Genomic DNA, 16,497 nt, shown 5'->3' on the forward strand with positions numbered 1-16,497 from the left:
TGGATAAGCAGTGGATGGGCTGGGGATACCGGCGCCTGCCGGAACGATCGGCCGGGGCCGTCGCAGTGCGTGCGACGGACGCCCTTGCGACGCCCGTCCACGCCATTATCGCAGAAGCGCCACCCGCCCGCGGTGGATCAGTGCGTGCCGCCGTGGGTGCCGACCCAGGCGATGAACCTGTCCACGAAGCCCTGCAGGAAGTCCTTGGTGCCCTCGTTGCTGATCGTGCCCTGCTCGTCGATCAGCCCTTCCTTGAAGTGCAGGAAGGCCTCGGGCTGGCCCAGCACCGGCATGTCCAGGTAGGCCAGGATGTTGCGCAGGTGCTGCTGGGCCAGGGCGGTGCCGATCACGCCGATCGAGGCACCGATCACCGCCGCCGGCTTGCCGGCGAAGGCACTGTCGCCATACGGGCGCGAGCCGAGGTCGATGGCGTTCTTGAGCACGCCCGGCACCGAGCGGTTGTATTCGGGGGTGACGAACAGCACCGCATCGGCGTCACGGATCTGCTGTTTGAGGCGGACGCCCTGGCTGGGGTAGTCCTTGTCGAAATCCTGGTTGTACAGCGGCAGGTCGCCGATCTCCACGTAGGAGAACGCCGCCTTGCCGGCGGCCAGCTTCTCCAGCGCGCGCGCCAGCGCCTGATTGTGCGAGCCCTTGCGCAGACTACCGACGAGTACGGCGATCTTGTATTCGGCCATCACGTTTGCTCCGTTGGGGGGAAAGGCCCAGCCTAGGCGGACCTACCTTCGGCAACGGTGAAGGCGACGTCAGCCACGCATGGCGCGGCGCTACGGCCGGCACCACATACGCTAGAGCCACCCCATGGGTGGCTGCCTTCCGTGACCGGACCCGCACGCGTGGCGCTATGCGCGCGTCACGTCGGCGCGTGCGTTGCGCCAATGTGCCTGCCAGGCCTGGAACATCAGCACGTTCCACAGGTGCGTGTGCCATTTGCGCTCGCCCTGCTTGAACTGCTGCCACAGCGGGGCGACCGCCTCGACATTGAACACGCCCTCCTCGGCCAGCCGCGCCGGATCCAGCAGATCATCGGCCCAGCCGCGCAGGTCACCCTTGAGCCACGCGCTGACCGGGGCACCAAAGCCACGTTTGGGGCGGTGCACCATGTCCTGCGGCACGTAGCGGCCCAGCACGCGCTTGAGCAGGTACTTGCTCACGCCATCGCGCTCCTTCATCGCCATCGGCAGCGACCAGGCAAACTCGGCCACGCGCCAGTCCAGCAGCGGTGCACGGGCTTCCAGGCTGACCGCCATGCTGGTGCGGTCCACTTTGCACAGCAGGTCATCGGGCAGGTAGGTGCTGAAATCAGCCAGCATCATCGCGTCGGCCGGCGAACCTGCCCCGTGCAGCGGATCGGCCAGGTCGTAGAAACTGCCGGCCGCCTGCGCGCCACGTACCGCAGCGACCGGGTCGCGCCAGCGGGAAATCCGGTTGCGGTAGACATCGCCGATGCCGCGCGCGCCCGACTCGGCCAGCAGCGCGGCCAGCCCACCGGTGCGCGAGGCCTCGCCCTGCGTGTGTGAATGGCTGGCCATCCAGCGCCGCAGCGGCGCCGGCACCTTGCCCAGCAGCCGCCAGTTGCGCATCGCCCGCTGGTAGCGGGTGTAACCGAAGAACAGTTCATCGCCGCCGTCACCGGACAGCGCCACCGTCACGCCCTGCCGCGCCAGCCTGGCGACCAGCGCCGTGGGCACCTGCGAGGCATCGGCGAAGGGTTCATCGAACATCGCCGGCAGGCTGGGCACCACCGCCAGCGCATCGGCGCCGCTGACATACAGCTCGGTGTGATCACAGCCCAGGTGCTGGGCCAGCGCCTTGGCCAGCGGCGCCTCGTCATGGTCCGAACCGGTAAAGCCGATGCTGAAACTGTGGACCGGCTGGCTCGATTGCGCCTGCATCAAGGCGGCCACCACCGACGAATCGGTACCGCCGGAGAGGAACACGCCGACCGGCACATCGGCCACCATGCGCAGCGCCACGGCGTCGCGCAGCACCGCATCCAGGCGTTCTTCGGCCTCGGCATCGTTGCCCGTGAACGGCGCGGCCAGCGCCTGCTGCATGCGCTCGCGCGCATTCCAGAATGGCTGCTGCAGCTGATCCGGGCGATGCGCGGCAGCACCGGCGGCCACCGCCTCGGCATCCAGCCGCAGCACGCGGCCGGGCATCAGCTTGAAGCAGCGCTCGTGGATGCAGTGCGGCGCGGGAATGTAATCCAACCGCAGCAGCAGCGTCAGCGCATCGCGGTCGACCTCGTTGTCGAAGGCCGGGTGCTGCCACAGAGCCTTGAGCTCGGAGCCGAACACCAGCGTCTCACCGGCCCAGCCGTAGTACAGCGGCTTCTTGCCGACCCGGTCGCGGGCCAGCCACAGACAGCGCTCGGCGCGATCCCACAGCGCGATGGCGAACATGCCGTTGCTGCGCTGCAGGGTTTCCTCGAAGCCCCACTGGGTGATCGCGGCGAGCAGCACTTCGGTATCCGAATGGCCGCGGAAGCCATGCCCCAGCGCTTCCAGCTCGGCGCGCAGCTCGGCGAAGTTGTAGACCTCGCCGTTGTAGGCCAGCACGTAACGCCCATCCACCGAGGTCATCGGCTGATGGCCCAGCGGCGACAGGTCCAGGATGCTCAGCCGGCGATGCGCCAGCGCGATGCCGGCCGAGGCATCGGCCCATACCCCGCTGTCATCCGGGCCACGGTGCACCAATGCGTCGCCCATGCGCCGCGCCTGTTCTTCCAGTGCTGCCTGCTCCCTTGCCGGAGCGGGCAGCAGCATGCCTGCCAATCCACACATGTATCAATGGTCCTGCGCCAGCGCGAGGGCGGCGTTCAATACCGCATTGTCGCTTGGAAGCACGCACAATGCTGCCCCCGCCAGTGGCGTGTAGGTATCGGCCCCGCACACCCGCTGGATCGGCAGGTGCCCCAGCCCGGCCTCGACCAGCGCGGTGATCACGCCCTCCCCCACCCCGGCGCTGTGCCGGCCCTCATCGACCACCAGCACGCGCTGGGCATCGGCGGCCTGGCCGCTGATGAACCCGGCGTTGAGCGGCACCAGCCAGCGCAGGTCGACCACCCGCACCTGCCAGCCCAGCTGCTGCTCGATCGCCCGCGCCGCACGCAGGCTCATCGGCACGCCGTTGCCATAGGTGAAGATGACCAGGTCACTGGCCTCCGGCGCGTAGACCCGGCCCTCGCCGAGCACCAGTGCCTGGTCCGGTGCCGGATACGGGAACAGCCACTGGCCATCGCCCGGCGCGTGCAGGTCCTTGCTCATGTACAGCGCGATCGGCTCGAGGAACACCGCGACCCGGCCATCGACCGTCGCCAGCGCCGCCAAGGTGCGCAGCATCATCGCCGCATCGTCGCCGCGCGAAGGACAGCCGACCACCAGGCCGGGGATGTCGCGCAGCGCGGCGATCGAGTTGTCGTTGTGGAAATGTCCGCCGAAGCCCTTCTGGTAGCCCAACCCCGCGATCCGCACCAGCATCGGGTTGCGGTACTGGTCATTGGAGAAGAACTGCAGCGAGCACGCCTCGCCCCGCAGCTGGTCGGCCGCGTTGTGGAGATAGGCCAGGTACTGGATCTCGGGAATCGGCAGCATGCCCAGGTTGGCCAGGCCCTGCGCCATGCCCAGGATCATGGTTTCATCCAGCAGGGTGTTGAACACCCGGCGCGGGCCGAACGCCTTGAGCAGGCCCTTGCTGACCGTATACACCCCGCCCTTCTGCGCGACGTCCTCACCGAACAGCAGCGTGGCCGGGTACTTGGCCATCAGATCGTGCAGGGCCTGGTTGATCTGGATCGCCAGGTGGCGCGGCGGTTGTGTTTCGGGCAGCTGCGCCGCACCGCCAAACGCAGCGACGCGCGCCTCATCAGCGGCCGTGCGCGTGGCTTCTGCCTGGACGGCCGCCGGCGAGTAGGGGGCCAGCGGCGCCACGACCTCGGCCAGATCGGTCAGCTTCGGCCGTCGATCCGCTTCGGCGGCCGCGGCGAAACAGCGTGCGCGCACGCGGTCGTAGAGATCGAGCACCTGCGCGGCGGTCATCCAGCCGGACTGCATCGCAATCGCCGCCGAGCGCAGCAGTGGATCGCTCGCTTCTGCCGCGCACAGCTCCGGCAACGGCCGCCATTCGATTTCGAAATCGGTCCCCGCATGGCCCATCAAACGCGTGGTGCGCAGGTGCAGGAAGGTCGGCCGCCGGGTCTGCCGGCAATGGGCCAGCGCGCGCTCCACCTGTGCATGCCCCTCCACCAGATCCAGGCCATCAGCGTAGAAATAATCCAGGCCCGGGCGGTGCGCGAAACTCTGCGCGATCCAGCCATCCGGGGTCTTCACCGAGATGCCGATGCCGTTGTCCTCGCAGACAAACAGGATCGGTGCCGGCAGCCGCTGGTACGCCGCCCACGCCGCGGTGTTGAACGCAGTTTGCGCGGTGGCGTGGTTGGCCGAGGCATCGCCGAAGGAGCAGATCACCACGCTGTCGCCGGGAATCGGCAGCGTGTGGCCGATGCGTCGCCCACTTTCGATGGCCAGCGCCGTGCCCAGGGCCTTGGGCAGGTGCGAGGCGATGGTGGAGGTCTGCGGCAGCACCCACAGTGGTTTGCTGCCCCACACCTTGTGGCGCCCACCGCTGGCCGGGTCGTCCCGGCTGGCCGCGAACGAGAGGGCCGCGTCCATCACCGGGTCCATGCCCGGCAGCTTGCGGAAGCGCTCGGCCATGAAACCGCCGGAGCGGTAATGCAGGAACGCCGGATCGGTATGCCGCGCCAACCGTGCCACCAGCGCATTGCCCTCATGGCCGGACGAGCCGATCGTATAGAAGACCTTGTTCTGCACGCGCAGCACGCGCGCCATCAGGTCCAGATGGCGGCTGACCAGCTGTGATTCGAACAGTTCGGCGAAACCTTGAGCATCCAGGGTGCTGCCGGGCAGGATCGGCGCGTCGGGTGCCGGCGTCGGCGCGGGATCGCCGCGCCACTGCTGCACGAAATCAATGAAGTTGGCGTCGCAGATCTCGGCCCGGTTGAGGCCCTTCATGCGCGCGGGAATCGGCTCGGGAACCACGGCAAACATGCATCACCCTCCGTGACGTGCTGCTTAGGCGGACAACCGGATGGGGCGGCCTGCCCACGATGCCGAGTCTGGCCTCACCCCATCGCATTTGCCAAGCGCGGGTGCAGCATCACCGCTGCGTGGCGCGACGCTGCTGCCACTGCTGCCGTGACTGGCCCCAGATCTCGATCGGCTTGCCGGCGTGCGGCGGCGGCAGCTCGCCCATGCGCAGCAGCGAGCTGCCGAGCTTGCGCGCGACCACCTTGGAGTTTTCGTTGGCCGCATCGATGGTGTGGATGATCTCTTCCCAGCCGAGCGTGTCGAACGCCCAGTCCATGCTGGCCACCGCCGCTTCGGGCGCATAGCCCTTGCCCCAGCTCTCGCGGCGGATGCTCCAGCCGACCTCGGTGCCCGGCCAGTCCAGCGGTTGCCACGGGCCCATGCGGCCAACCCACTCGCCGCTGCTTTTTTCGATCACCGAGAACATCGAAAACCCATACAGGTGCCAGCTGCCCACCAGGCAGCTGAAACTGCGCCATGCCTGGGAGGGGGCCTGCACGCCACCCAAGTGCTGCATCACCTCAGGGTCCGAGCAGAAACGCAGGAAATCATCGAAATCCTCGGCGCGCGGCGGGCGCAGGATCAGGCGCTCGGTCTCCAGCTGGAGGTCGAAAATGCTCATGGCGTCCTCGTCTGTTGCGTGTGTACCGCCATGATCGCAGACGCAGCCACCGGCATGCCGTGCCCCGTTCCCTACAACGCAACACGCCGGCAGTTGCCGGCGTGTTGGTGGTGCGTTGGAACGGCTGCGCTTTACTGGTTGTTCGCGCCCAGCGCGGCGGTCTGGGTGACCAGCTGACCGTCGATCACCGGCAGGCGATCGCTGCTCGGCTTGTTGTCCATCTTCACGGTCTTTTCGGCGCCGTCGTAACGGTAGGTCACGTTATAGCCGGTGACCGCATTGGTGGTGCCCATCGGGATGCGGTTGCCCGGCTTGCTGGCCATGCGCATGGTGCCGGTGGTGCCATCCTCATTGCGGTAGGTGACGTTGTAGCCGGTCACCCGGGTCGACTCGGAGGTCGCGGTCTCGGTGTGGCACTGGCGCTCGGTGCGGTTGACCACGCGGCCACCCACATGGCGCTTGTCCACCTGGTTGCCGATCATGCCGCCGGCAACGGCACCGGCGGCCGTGGCGGCCTTGCGGCCATTGCCACCGCCGACCTGGTTGCCCAGCAGGCCGCCGATCACGGCACCGGCAACGGTGCCGCCGACATTGCCATCGCGCTCGGGCAGGCGTTCCTGGACCACCACGTCCTGGCAGACTTCATGCGGGGTCTGCGTGCTGGACGTCTCGCGCACCGGCTCGGTGCCGATCACGGTGGCGTAGGCCTTTTCCTTCCTGGTCAGCGGATCGACCTTGACGATGTCGGCGTACTCGAGCTTGCCGGCCTTGTCTTCAATGGCCAGCTGGTCGGTGCGCGCGCCATCGTCGGCGAGTGGCGTGGTGTCCAGGGTGGGCCGGGTCTGAGCAGCGGTCACCGCGTCGGGCGAGGCACTGCCGCCCTTCATGAAGGCAGCAGTGGCGATCCCGCCGACCAGCAGCGCACCTGCAGCGACCAAAGCAGTAGTAGTTGTACTTTTCATAACCGGCTCCTTGCGGACGATCCGCAACGTTCTTGAGTGAATTCCAGCACGGCCAGCCTGAACGGAATCTCGACGGATCGTGAACATCCCCCCGCCCATTCAGGTTCGGTGAGCCCCAGGCTCGTGATAGCGTTTACAGCATCTGCCCAGGAGTGCCCCATGTCCAATCCCATACTGTTGCCGGTGCTGGAATGGGCGCGTCGGCTGCGCTACCCCACCCTGTTCAAGATCACGGCCGCGCTGTTCGCGGTGACCCTGGTGATCCCCGACCCGCTGCCGTTCGTGGATGAAATCCTGTTCGGCCTGGGCACGCTGCTGCTGGCCAACTGGAAACGACGCGGCGACTCGACGCCACCACCATTGCCGAGCAAGCGCCGCGCGTGAGGTTGGTCGACAGTCATTGCCACCTGGATGCGGGTGAGTTCGATGCGGATCGGCCTGGGGTGATCGCGCGCGCCCGCACGGCGGGTGTTTTCGCGCAGGTGGTGCCGGCCGTCACCGCCGCCAGCTGGCCCGGGCTGCGGGAGGCCTGCAGGCTGGCCGACGGATTGCACCCGGCATACGGACTGCACCCGATGTTCCTGGATCAGCACCGCCCCGAGCACCTGGACGAACTACGCGCGTGGCTGGAGCGCGAGCGCCCCTGCGCGGTTGGCGAGTGCGGGCTGGATTTCTTCGTCGAAGGGCTGGACCCGGGCACCCAGCAGCATTGCTTTCTCGGCCAATTGAGGCTCGCGCGCGAATTCGATCTGCCGGTGATCGTACATGCGCGCCGCGCGGTGGATGCGGTGATCGCGGCGATCAAGCAGGTCGGGGGCCTGCGCGGCGTGGTGCACAGCTTTTCCGGCAGCCCCGAGCAGGCGCGGCAACTGCACCAGCTCGGCTTCCTGATCGGGCTGGGCGGCCCGTTGACCTATGACCGCGCCCAGCGCCTGCACCGTCTAGTCGCCAACATGCCCCTGGAGCAGCTGCTGCTGGAGACCGACGCACCGGACCAGCCGGATGCAGGCATCCGCGGCGAGCGCAATGAGCCGGCGCGGTTGCCGGTGATTCTGGAAACGGTGGCGCGGCTGCGCGGGGAGCCGGCGGCGGTGATTGCCGCGCAGACCACGGCCAATGCCGAGGCATTGTTCGGCCTGTGAGTGGACCGGTCCGCCCGGATCAAGCCTCGGCGGCCGCTGCACCCTTCTTCGGCTTCATCAACATCTCCAACGCCTTGCCCACCGCCGCAAACGCGAACGCACCGGTGATGTGGGTGGCCGCGCCCAGGCCCGCGCCGCAGTCCAGCTTCAGCGCCGCATCCGCGCCAAGGTTCGGACGGATGCCACACACGCTGCCGTCAGCCTGCGGGTACTTCACGTTCTCCAGCGAGTACACCGCCGGCACGCCGAAGTAGCGCGAGGCGTTCTTGGGGAAGTTGAAGTCGCTGCGCAGTTTCTTGCGGATCAGCGCCATCATCGCGTCGTGCTCGGTGCGCGACACATCCCGGATCCGCACCAGGGTGGGATCGGTACGGCCGCCGGCAGCGCCCACGGTCAGGATCGGCAGCTTGCGGCGGCGGCACCAGGCAATGGTCTCGACCTTGACCCGGAAGCTGTCGCACGCATCGATCACCAGATCGAAATCGCGGTCCAGCAGCTCGACCATGTTGGACACGGTCAGGAACGAGGCGATCGCATCGACGCTGATGTCCGGGTTGATCGCGCGGCAGCGCTCGGCCATCGCCTCGGCCTTGTTGCGGCCGTACTGGCCGGCCAGCGCGGGCAGCTGGCGGTTGGTGTTGGAGACACAGATGTCGTCGGCATCGATCAGGGTCAGATGCCCGACCGCCGTGCGCGCCAGCGCTTCCACCACCCACGAGCCAACCCCGCCCATGCCCACCACCGCCACCCGGCGGGTGGCGAGCAGATCCACGGTGCCTACCCCATACAACCGGTCGATGCCGGCAAATCGTTCGCGCAGTACGTCGTTCATGCGGACATTTTAATGCGCGCAGGCCAGCGCCGGTACGCGCCGTGGACAGGACGCGTCGTACCATCGCCGCAGCCACCCCTCAAGGAAGCCTTCACCATGAACGATCCCGTGACGCCGTCCCGCCGCCCCTCCGCCGCCTATCGCTACCTGTTCGTCGGCCTGCTCGGGCTGGTGATCGGCCTGATCGCCACGGTGATGGTCTCGCGCGCCATCCAGGCCCGCCAGGACCCCTTCCCGGATGCGCTGATGCACGTGATGAACCGCCAGGTGGAGCTGCTGCAGGCGGCGCAGGCGCAGAACCGCTGCAGCCTGGCCGATACCGTGCCGCGGCTGCAGACCCTGCGCTCGCTGTCCAATGATCTGGACCTGGCCTTTCCCGGCCTGAAGGACAGCCAGGGCTTCCAGCAGCACGCCAGCGCCCTGCGCGCCACGCTCAACGAGGCATTGGCCGCGCCGCCGACCGACTGCCCGGGCATGGCCACGCTGGTGGAAAAGATCCAGACCGATTGCAAGGCCTGCCACCAGGATTTCCGCTGATTCATCTTCCAGCCACGCTGGCAGCCCGGGATTGGCACGCTGTTCACGCAGCACAGGACACGATCTGCCCCATGCGCACCAGACGCATTCGACCACCCCTCTGGCCAGGAGATACACCATGAAGATTCAACTGATCGCCGCCGCTGCTGTTGCCACCGTCGCCCTGGCTGGCTGTGCCACCACCTCGCCGGGCTACGGCAGCAGTGGCTACAACAACGGTTACGGCAATTCCGGCGGCAACTACAACACCAACCGCTGCGCTGACTGCGGCATCGTGACCCGCATCAACCAGGTCGCTTCGGGCCGCAGCGCGCCGAGCGCGACCGGCGCGGTCCTGGGTGGCATCGTCGGCGCGGTCGCCGGCCATGAAATCTCCGACCACACCGGTGGCAGCCGTGGCAACAAGAACATCGCCGCCGCCGCAGGCGCGGTGGGTGGTGCACTGGCCGGCAACCAGATCCAGAAGAACGTGACCAGCGATACCTTCGACATCACGGTACGCATGGATGACGGTCGCACGGTCGTGGTCAACCAGCGCGATCTGGGCGGGATCCGCGAGAACACCTATGTCCGCGTGGTCAACGGCAAGGTGATCCTGCGCTGATCTGCCCCGCACACGGCGTGCAATGAAAAGGGCCCGCTTGCGCGGGCCCTTTTCATGTCTCAACCAGGCAGGACCCGGCGTGCGCTCAGAGCGGCTTGACCTTGTCGGCCTGCAGGCCCTTCTGGCCAGTCACCACTTCGAACTCGACCGCTTGACCTTCCTTCAGGCTCTTGAAGCCCTGGGATTCGATCGCACGGAAGTGCACGAATACATCTTCGCCGCTCTCACGGCTGATGAACCCGAAACCCTTCGCGTCGTTGAACCACTTGACGGTGCCCTTCTCAGCCATCTCAGCTACTCCCTAACTGTCTTGTTGTTGGATACACCCGTACAGGCGGCTGACAGCAAGGGGGAAGCGAGGTGCAACGATGCAGCGGATCCGGAAGATCTACCATCATCAGGCCACGATCCACGGTGACCTTGCCAAGCTCAGCGCCTGCAACTTAACCCGAGCAAAACGAAAAAGCAACTAGCCAAAAGCTTGCGATGTCAACCCCATTTCAGGAACCATACTGGACAGCATGGACCCTTCATTCATCTTGTATCTGCTAGCCGTCCTCTTGGTGCTGGTCGGCATCGCCGGCATCATCCTCCCCGCCCTGCCCGGCATTCCCCTGGTGTTCGCCGGCCTGCTGCTGGCCGCATGGGCCGATGGCTTCGTGCATGTGGGATGGCTGCCGCTGACGCTGCTCGGCCTGTTGACGCTGGTTTCCTTCGCCGTGGACATCCTGGCCACCGTGGTCGGCGCGCAACGCGTAGGTGCCAGCCGCAAGGGCCTGTGGGGTACGTTCCTGGGCAGCATCGCCGGCGTGTTCTTCATGCCGATCGGTCTGTTCGTCGGGCCGTTGGCCGGCGCCCTGCTGGGCGAGTACTGGCACACACGCGAGCTCGGGCGGTCCACCAAGGTGGGCCTGGCGACATGGCTGGGCATCCTGCTCGGATTCGCCCTGAAGCTGGCGCTGGTGATCGCGATGCTGGGCCTGTTCGCCTTTGCCTGGATCTTCTGACCGCCCACGACACGCGGACTTTCACACCCCGAGCACACCACTGACCGGCATAAACCCGGTCAGATCGATGGCATCGCGTGCTGGCAGGAATGCCGGGCAGCGGCGACACTGTGCGATCAGACCCATTCATTTTTGTCACGCGGCCCTGCTCCCATGACCCTGCCCTATTCCCGCTCCGCCCTGTTCACTGCCCTGGCCCTGGCCGGCACCGCCCTGCCCGCTGCAGCACAGGAGGCGGCACCGAAGCCGGCGTCACCGGAGGCCTGCGCACTGGTGGACACCGACGCGGCGCGTCTGGCGTGCTACGACACGCTGTTTGGTCGTACGCCGGACGTGACCCTGGCCGCCGATGCGGCGGCCACCGCCGCAAAGCAGGAACGCCGCGAAGAGCGCCAGGCCGCACGCGGGGCCGATGCCGATGCGCCTGCGGCACAGCGGGTGAAGCAGCGTCTTGGCGAAGTGTTCAAGAACGACGGCCACCAGGACGCCCTGGCCAACGCCGGCAAGGGCTCGCTGCTGGACAGCCGCTGGGAACTGGCCCAGGACTCCAAGCTGGGCGCCTTCCAGCTGCGCGCCTACAAGCCGGTCTACCTGCTGCCCGCCTTCTGGACCAGCGACAAGAACCAGATGCCGCAGTCGCCCAACCCGGTCAATACGGTCACCACCTCGCAGCAGCTGGACAGCGCGGAACTGAAGTTCCAGCTCAGCTTCAAGACCAAGGTCGTGGAGAACCTGTTCGGCGACAACGGCGACATCTGGGCCGGCTACACGCAGAGCTCGCGCTGGCAGGCCTACAACGCCGACAACTCGCGTCCGTTCCGTGAGACCAATTACGAGCCGGAAGTGATGCTGATGTTCCGCAATGGCTACTCGCTCGGCGGCTGGCGCGGGCGCATGAGCGGGATCAGTGTCAACCACATGTCCAACGGCCGCGCCGATCCCCTGTCGCGCAGCTGGAACCGGGTGATCGCCACCGTCGGCCTGGACCGCGAGAACTGGGCGCTGGTCCTGCGCCCGTGGTATCGCATCCCGGAAGACCGCAAGGACGACAACAACCCGGACATCTCCGATTACATGGGCCGCGGCGACGCCACCCTGACCTGGAACAAGAACGGTCACGAGGTCTCGCTGATGGCGCGGCACTCGCTGCGTGGCGGTGATCGCTCGCACGGTGCGCTGCAGCTTGATTACGGCTTCCCGATCAGCAACCTGCTGCGCGGTCACGTGCAGATCTTCGATGGCTACGGCGAGAGCATGATCGACTACAACCACAAGGCCACGTATGTGGGCTTGGGTGTGTCGCTGCTGGAGTGGTATTGATGGCGGTGACGATCTGGCACAACCCGCGCTGCAGCAATTCACGCGGGGCGCTGGAACTGCTGCGTGAGCACGGCATTGAGCCGGTGGTGATCGAATATCTGAAGACGCCGCCCAGCCGTGCCACGCTGGCCACCCTGATCACGCGCATGGGCATCGCCCCGCGCGCGTTGCTGCGCAGCAAGGAGCCGGCCTATGGTTCGCTCGGGCTGGACGACGCCGCGCTATCCGATGCCGCGCTGATCGAGGCGATGGTCGCCCATCCCGAACTGATCAACCGGCCGATCGTGGAGACCCCGCGCGGGACACGCCTGTGCCGGCCGCCGGAGACGGTGCTGGAGATCCTGCCGGCGTAAGGCTGCGCCTCAGCTGCCTCCGCAGCGGCTGGTACACCGGTTGTTATCCTCGCCGCAGGTCAGTGCGGGCAGCCGGTTGCGGCAGTAGTCGCTGCTGGCCTGACATGATTTACGCAGGTCCGGGTTGTCGATCTTGTCGCACTTCGCGTCGCGCTGGGTCGCCACCCCGGCGCCACAGCTGTCGCCGCTGCCAAACCCGGTACGGCTGGTCATGCAACTATCGTACTGACGCTGGCACTGCTGCATGCACTGATTGGCAGCGGTGACCTCGCGCAGGCTGGGCGGGGCGGCGTGGAAATCGCCATCACTGCTGCAGGCGCTGACCAGCAGGATCAACAGCAGGGCGAAAAGCATCCGTGGCATCGTCGTGCTCCGTGTGGAAGGCATCCGGCCGTGGCCGGCATGTGTGCATGCCCGGACTGTAGCACTGCTTGTTTTCCGAATTAATAGCCGGGCTGCCACCGCAGCCGCAAATGCCCCTTCCGTTACGTCGGCTCAGGCGCTCACAATAGCGCCGCCCTTCTAACTGGATGCCAGCGGATGACCCGACCACGTCGCTCGTTCTTCGCCTACGGCTCGGCTCTGTTGGGACTGCTCAGCCTGATGGGCGTGGCCTGCTTTCATTTTCCGGATCTGCTGACCAGCCGCGAGTTCCGCGCGGTCTACAACGAACAGTTCGCCCGCCACCTGCTGCTGGTCGGGCTGGCCGCCTCCTTCATCATGGGCACCCTGGCGATCCTGCGCGACCGCAACAAGCGGATCGCCACGATCGGCGTCGGCAGCGCCACCCTCGCGGTGCTGCTGGGCGGTACCAACGTGCAGTTCGATGCGATCGGGCAGACCCCCTACTCGCTGGGTCTGGACTGGTTCGTGCTGTCGCTGTTCTTCTCGGCGCTGGTGTTCGTGCCGCTGGAGCGCTACCTCGGCCAACGTACGCTGTCGCCGCTACGGCCGGGCTGGCGTACCGATGTCGGCTATTTCTTCATGAGCCACGTGCTGGTGCAGTTCATCCTGATCCTGGTGACCGCCTCGACCTCGACCATTGCCGGGCTGGCCGCGTTTCCTGCGCTCAAGACGTTGATCCAGTCGATGCCGGTGTGGCTGCAGTTCCTGATCGCGGTATTCGTCGCGGACATGGCCCAGGCACTTCTGCACCGCGCGTATCACAACACCCCATGGCTCTGGCGCTTCCACGCCGTGCACCACTCCAGCCGGCACATGGACTGGCTGGCCGGCTCGCGCATCCATTTCGTCGAAATCGTCATGACCCGCAGCTGCGTGCTGCTGCCCCTGCTGGTGCTCGGCTTCTCGACCCCGGCGATCAACGCCTACGTGATTCTGGTGGGTCTGCAGGCGGTGCTGGCCCACGCCAACCTGGGCATCCGGTTCGGCTGGCTGGAGTACCTGCTGGTGCTGCCGCGCTACCACCACTGGCATCACGCGCGGCAGCAGGAGTACGTCGACGTCAACTACGCCATCCACCTGCCGTTGGTAGACATGCTGATGGGCACCTTCAAACTGCCACGGGATCAGCGCGAATGGCCGCGGGAATACGGTGTCATGAAACTGGAGACCGTGCCCAAGGGGCTGCTCAACCAGCACCTGATGCCATTCCGCGCGCGCCGCACCTTCGACGAGTACGTCGACTGAATCCAGTCAGCGCCAGTCGTTGATGCCCTCGCGCCGGTAGACCTCGGCGAACGCCGGCCGTGCTTTCAGGCGATCGGCGTAGGCCTTCAACGCCGGCCAGGTGTCACTCGGCGTGGGCATGTTGCGCGACCAGCGCATCAGCATCACCAGCATGAAATCGACGACGCTCAACGCGTCGCCCAGCACATACGGCCCGCGCGTGGACAGATGCTCGGCCAGGTGCTGCCACGCGCCTTCCAGCCGCTCGCGCGCCCGCTGGCGGGTCGCCTCCACATGCTCGGGGCCGGCCATTTCCTGCGGGTAGAACCACGCCCGGTACGCCGGCTGCACGGTGTTGGCACACCAAAACATCCAGCGGTAGGCCTCGGCGCGATCGGCAGTCCCCGGGGCCGGCAGCAGAGCCGCGTCCGGATGGCGGTCGGCCAGGTGCAGCGCGATCGCTGCCGCTTCGGTCAATACCTGCCCGTCCAGCACCAGCGTCGGCACCAGGCCTGCGGGATTCAACGCGAGATACGCGGCATCCTTGTGCTCGCGCTTGTCGAAATCCAACAGCACCAGATCGTGCTCGATCTGCAGTTCCAGCAACAGCCAATGGACGACCAGGGCGGCGGTACTCGGCGATCCATACAACGTGGTGCGCATGCGTGGGTGCCTCTCAGGGGAAGGCCCGCATTATGCGCGCGCCACGCGCAGGGGTGGACAACGAAAAACGGCGCCCTCGGGCGCCGTTTTCGTTTCAGCAGCGTATCAACCCGTGGCCGATACCTGCCGTATTGCCGCGACCGGAAGCCTCAGGCAACCACGACCGGAATCTTGCCAATGCGGGCCTGCCATTCGCGCGGGCCGGTCTGGTGCACGGACTCGCCGGTGGAATCCACCGCCACGGTGACCGGCATGTCCTGCACGGTGAACTCGTAGATCGCTTCCATGCCCAGATCGGCGAAGCCGACGACCTTGGCTGCCTTGATCGCCTTGGACACCAGGTACGCCGAGCCGCCGACCGCCATCAGGTAGGCCGACTTGTTGTCACGGATCGCCTCGATCGCCGCCGGGCCGCGCTCGGCCTTGCCGACCATGCCCAACAGACCGGTCTGCTCCAGCACCTGGCGGGTGAACTTGTCCATGCGGGTCGCCGTGGTCGGGCCGGCCGGGCCCACCACTTCGTCGCGCACCGGATCGACCGGGCCGACGTAGTAGATGAAGCGGCCCTTGAGGTCGACCGGCAGCGGCTCGCCCTTGTCCAGCATTTCCACCATGCGCTTGTGCGCGGCGTCGCGGCCGGTCAGCAGCTTGCCGTTGAGCAGCAGGGTCTGGCCCGGCTTCCAGCTGGCGACGTCTTCCGGAGTGATCGTGTCCAGATTGACACGGGTGCCCTTGGAGGCGTCGTAGGTGATCTGCGGCCAGTCTTCCAGCGAGGGCGGGTCGAGCATCACCGGGCCACTGCCATCCAGGGTGAAGTGCGCATGGCGGGTGGCCGCGCAGTTCGGGATCATCGCCACCGGCAGATTGGCGGCGTGGGTCGGGAAGTCCTTGACCTTGATGTCCAGCACGGTGGTCAGGCCGCCCAGGCCCTGCGCACCGATGCCCAGCGCGTTGACCTTGTCGAACAGCTCCAGGCGCAGCTCTTCGGCGCGGTTGGAGGCGCCACGGGCCTTGAGCTCGTTGATGTCGATCGGCTCCATCAGCGATTCCTTGGCCAGCAGCATCGCCTTCTCGGCGGTGCCGCCGATGCCGATGCCGAGCATGCCCGGCGGGCACCAGCCCGCGCCCATGGTCGGCACGGTCTTGAGTACCCAGTCCACGATCGAGTCGGACGGGTTGAGCATGGCGAACTTGCTCTTGGCTTCCGAACCGCCGCCCTTGGCCGCCACGATCACCTCCACGGTGTCACCCGGGACGACCTTGACGTTGACCACGCCGGGGGTGTTGTCCTTGGTGTTGACGCGCTTGCCTGCCGGATCGGCCAGCACCGAGGCGCGCAGCTTGTTGTCCGGGTAGTTGTAGGCGCGGCGCACGCCTTCGTTGGCCATGTCCTCCACGCCCATGGTGGCGTCGTCCCAGCGCACGTTCATGCCGATTTCCAGGAACACGGTGACGATGCCGGTGTCCTGGCAGATCGGCCGGTGGCCTTCGGCGCACATGCGCGAATTGATCAGGATCTGGGCCATCGCCTCCTTCGCGGCCGGCGACTCTTCGCGCTCGTAGGCAGCGTTGAGGCTCTTGATGTAATCGACCGGGTGGTAGTACGAGATGTACTGCAGCGCGTCGGCGATGGACTGGATGAGGTCTTCCTGCTTGATCGATGTCACGACTTGCTCGCTTGCTGGAGGCTGGCGGGG

Annotated in this window: 18 protein-coding genes; 8 read left to right on the forward strand and 10 right to left on the reverse strand. The window is 66.7% G+C overall.

What is annotated here, in order from left to right; translation table 11 throughout:
• Positions 1-137 precede the first annotated feature (137 nt).
• The 5 genes from BIZ42_RS02805 to BIZ42_RS02825 form a co-directional block, all read right to left on the reverse strand.
• On the reverse strand, positions 138-698 hold the full coding sequence (locus tag BIZ42_RS02805) for an NADPH-dependent FMN reductase (protein WP_070425488.1): 561 nt from the start codon (positions 696-698) through the stop codon (positions 138-140).
• Positions 699-863: 165 nt separating this feature from the next.
• Positions 864-2,807, reverse strand: coding sequence for an asparagine synthase (glutamine-hydrolyzing) (asnB, locus tag BIZ42_RS02810; RefSeq protein WP_070425489.1), 1,944 nt, complete (start codon positions 2,805-2,807; stop codon positions 864-866).
• 3 nt (positions 2,808-2,810) lie between these two features.
• Entirely contained in the window at positions 2,811-5,090 is a 2,280-nt protein-coding gene (locus BIZ42_RS02815) for a thiamine pyrophosphate-dependent enzyme (RefSeq protein WP_070425490.1), read from the reverse strand.
• 109 nt (positions 5,091-5,199) lie between these two features.
• Positions 5,200-5,751, reverse strand: coding sequence for a GNAT family N-acetyltransferase (locus BIZ42_RS02820; protein WP_046274182.1), 552 nt, complete (start codon positions 5,749-5,751; stop codon positions 5,200-5,202).
• 131 nt (positions 5,752-5,882) lie between these two features.
• Entirely contained in the window at positions 5,883-6,713 is an 831-nt protein-coding gene (locus tag BIZ42_RS02825; RefSeq protein WP_019185923.1) for a glycine zipper 2TM domain-containing protein, read from the reverse strand.
• A 159-nt stretch (positions 6,714-6,872) separates the two neighbouring features.
• On the opposite strand from BIZ42_RS02825, the gene BIZ42_RS02830 reads away from it, so the two are divergent.
• Complete coding sequence (locus BIZ42_RS02830; protein ID WP_046274184.1) at positions 6,873-7,097, forward strand: DUF6116 family protein; 225 nt, start codon at positions 6,873-6,875, stop codon at positions 7,095-7,097.
• A complete protein-coding gene (locus tag BIZ42_RS02835) occupies positions 7,094-7,855 on the forward strand; it encodes a TatD family hydrolase (protein WP_070425491.1) in 762 nt (253 codons plus the stop codon). The genes BIZ42_RS02830 and BIZ42_RS02835 overlap by 4 nt, the downstream gene beginning before the upstream one ends.
• 19 nt (positions 7,856-7,874) lie before the next feature.
• Here the strand turns inward: BIZ42_RS02835 and BIZ42_RS02840 are convergent, their stop codons facing one another.
• Positions 7,875-8,687, reverse strand: a complete 813-nt coding sequence (locus BIZ42_RS02840) for a tRNA threonylcarbamoyladenosine dehydratase (RefSeq protein ID WP_070425492.1) — start codon at positions 8,685-8,687, stop codon at positions 7,875-7,877.
• A gap of 96 nt (positions 8,688-8,783) precedes the next feature.
• On the opposite strand from BIZ42_RS02840, the gene BIZ42_RS02845 reads away from it, so the two are divergent.
• Positions 8,784-9,224, forward strand: a complete 441-nt coding sequence (locus BIZ42_RS02845) for a cytochrome c (protein ID WP_019185919.1) — start codon at positions 8,784-8,786, stop codon at positions 9,222-9,224.
• Between the two features lie 118 nt (positions 9,225-9,342).
• Entirely contained in the window at positions 9,343-9,828 is a 486-nt protein-coding gene (locus tag BIZ42_RS02850) for a glycine zipper 2TM domain-containing protein (protein ID WP_019185918.1), read from the forward strand.
• A gap of 85 nt (positions 9,829-9,913) precedes the next feature.
• Here BIZ42_RS02850 and BIZ42_RS02855 read toward each other — a convergent pair whose 3' ends face one another.
• On the reverse strand, positions 9,914-10,117 hold the full coding sequence (locus BIZ42_RS02855; protein ID WP_019185917.1) for a cold-shock protein: 204 nt from the start codon (positions 10,115-10,117) through the stop codon (positions 9,914-9,916).
• Positions 10,118-10,349: 232 nt separating this feature from the next.
• Between BIZ42_RS02855 and BIZ42_RS02860 the strand changes: the two genes are divergently transcribed.
• The 3 genes from BIZ42_RS02860 (at position 10,350) to arsC (ending at position 12,508) form a co-directional block, all read left to right on the forward strand.
• A complete protein-coding gene (locus BIZ42_RS02860; protein ID WP_070425493.1) occupies positions 10,350-10,835 on the forward strand; it encodes a DUF456 domain-containing protein in 486 nt (161 codons plus the stop codon).
• Positions 10,836-10,988: 153 nt separating this feature from the next.
• Positions 10,989-12,155, forward strand: coding sequence for a phospholipase A (locus BIZ42_RS02865; protein WP_070425494.1), 1,167 nt, complete (start codon positions 10,989-10,991; stop codon positions 12,153-12,155).
• The gene (arsC, locus tag BIZ42_RS02870) at positions 12,155-12,508 is read left to right on the forward strand and encodes an arsenate reductase (glutaredoxin) (RefSeq protein WP_070425495.1); all 354 of its coding nucleotides are present in this window, start codon (positions 12,155-12,157) and stop codon (positions 12,506-12,508) included. The genes BIZ42_RS02865 and arsC overlap by 1 nt, the downstream gene beginning before the upstream one ends.
• A 9-nt stretch (positions 12,509-12,517) precedes the next feature.
• On the opposite strand, the gene BIZ42_RS02875 is transcribed toward arsC, so the two are convergent.
• Positions 12,518-12,871 carry a hypothetical protein gene (locus BIZ42_RS02875; RefSeq protein WP_156785677.1) on the reverse strand — a complete coding sequence of 118 codons (354 nt, stop codon included), beginning with the start codon at positions 12,869-12,871 and terminating at the stop codon, positions 12,518-12,520.
• Positions 12,872-13,048: 177 nt separating this feature from the next.
• Between BIZ42_RS02875 and BIZ42_RS02880 the strand changes: the two genes are divergently transcribed.
• Entirely contained in the window at positions 13,049-14,158 is a 1,110-nt protein-coding gene (locus tag BIZ42_RS02880) for a sterol desaturase family protein (RefSeq protein ID WP_070425497.1), read from the forward strand.
• A gap of 6 nt (positions 14,159-14,164) precedes the next feature.
• Here the strand turns inward: BIZ42_RS02880 and BIZ42_RS02885 are convergent, their stop codons facing one another.
• Positions 14,165-14,800: a glutathione S-transferase family protein gene (locus BIZ42_RS02885; protein WP_070425498.1), complete on the reverse strand. Its 636-nt coding sequence runs from the start codon at positions 14,798-14,800 to the stop codon at positions 14,165-14,167.
• Positions 14,801-14,949: 149 nt separating this feature from the next.
• A complete protein-coding gene (locus tag BIZ42_RS02890) occupies positions 14,950-16,467 on the reverse strand; it encodes a fumarate hydratase (RefSeq protein ID WP_070425499.1) in 1,518 nt (505 codons plus the stop codon).
• Positions 16,468-16,497 lie beyond the last annotated feature (30 nt).

Origin of the sequence: Stenotrophomonas sp. LM091 (genome assembly GCF_001806305.1) — a bacterium.
Taxonomy (GTDB): Bacteria; Pseudomonadota; Gammaproteobacteria; order Xanthomonadales; family Xanthomonadaceae; genus Stenotrophomonas; species Stenotrophomonas bentonitica_A.

Coding starts and splice junctions, on each gene's coding strand:
- arsC (WP_070425495.1), top strand. CDS start 12,155: ATGGCGGTGACGATCTGGCACAACCCGCGCTGCAGCAATTCACGCGGG.
- BIZ42_RS02845 (WP_019185919.1), top strand. CDS start 8,784: ATGAACGATCCCGTGACGCCGTCCCGCCGCCCCTCCGCCGCCTATCGC.
- BIZ42_RS02825 (WP_019185923.1), bottom strand. CDS start 6,713: ATGAAAAGTACAACTACTACTGCTTTGGTCGCTGCAGGTGCGCTGCTG.
- BIZ42_RS02875 (WP_156785677.1), bottom strand. CDS start 12,871: ATGCCACGGATGCTTTTCGCCCTGCTGTTGATCCTGCTGGTCAGCGCC.
- BIZ42_RS02855 (WP_019185917.1), bottom strand. CDS start 10,117: ATGGCTGAGAAGGGCACCGTCAAGTGGTTCAACGACGCGAAGGGTTTC.
- BIZ42_RS02885 (WP_070425498.1), bottom strand. CDS start 14,800: ATGCGCACCACGTTGTATGGATCGCCGAGTACCGCCGCCCTGGTCGTC.
- BIZ42_RS02840 (WP_070425492.1), bottom strand. CDS start 8,687: ATGAACGACGTACTGCGCGAACGATTTGCCGGCATCGACCGGTTGTAT.
- BIZ42_RS02865 (WP_070425494.1), top strand. CDS start 10,989: ATGACCCTGCCCTATTCCCGCTCCGCCCTGTTCACTGCCCTGGCCCTG.
- BIZ42_RS02820 (WP_046274182.1), bottom strand. CDS start 5,751: ATGAGCATTTTCGACCTCCAGCTGGAGACCGAGCGCCTGATCCTGCGC.
- BIZ42_RS02805 (WP_070425488.1), bottom strand. CDS start 698: ATGGCCGAATACAAGATCGCCGTACTCGTCGGTAGTCTGCGCAAGGGC.
- BIZ42_RS02830 (WP_046274184.1), top strand. CDS start 6,873: ATGTCCAATCCCATACTGTTGCCGGTGCTGGAATGGGCGCGTCGGCTG.
- BIZ42_RS02815 (WP_070425490.1), bottom strand. CDS start 5,090: ATGTTTGCCGTGGTTCCCGAGCCGATTCCCGCGCGCATGAAGGGCCTC.
- asnB (WP_070425489.1), bottom strand. CDS start 2,807: ATGTGTGGATTGGCAGGCATGCTGCTGCCCGCTCCGGCAAGGGAGCAG.
- BIZ42_RS02880 (WP_070425497.1), top strand. CDS start 13,049: ATGACCCGACCACGTCGCTCGTTCTTCGCCTACGGCTCGGCTCTGTTG.
- BIZ42_RS02860 (WP_070425493.1), top strand. CDS start 10,350: ATGGACCCTTCATTCATCTTGTATCTGCTAGCCGTCCTCTTGGTGCTG.
- BIZ42_RS02850 (WP_019185918.1), top strand. CDS start 9,343: ATGAAGATTCAACTGATCGCCGCCGCTGCTGTTGCCACCGTCGCCCTG.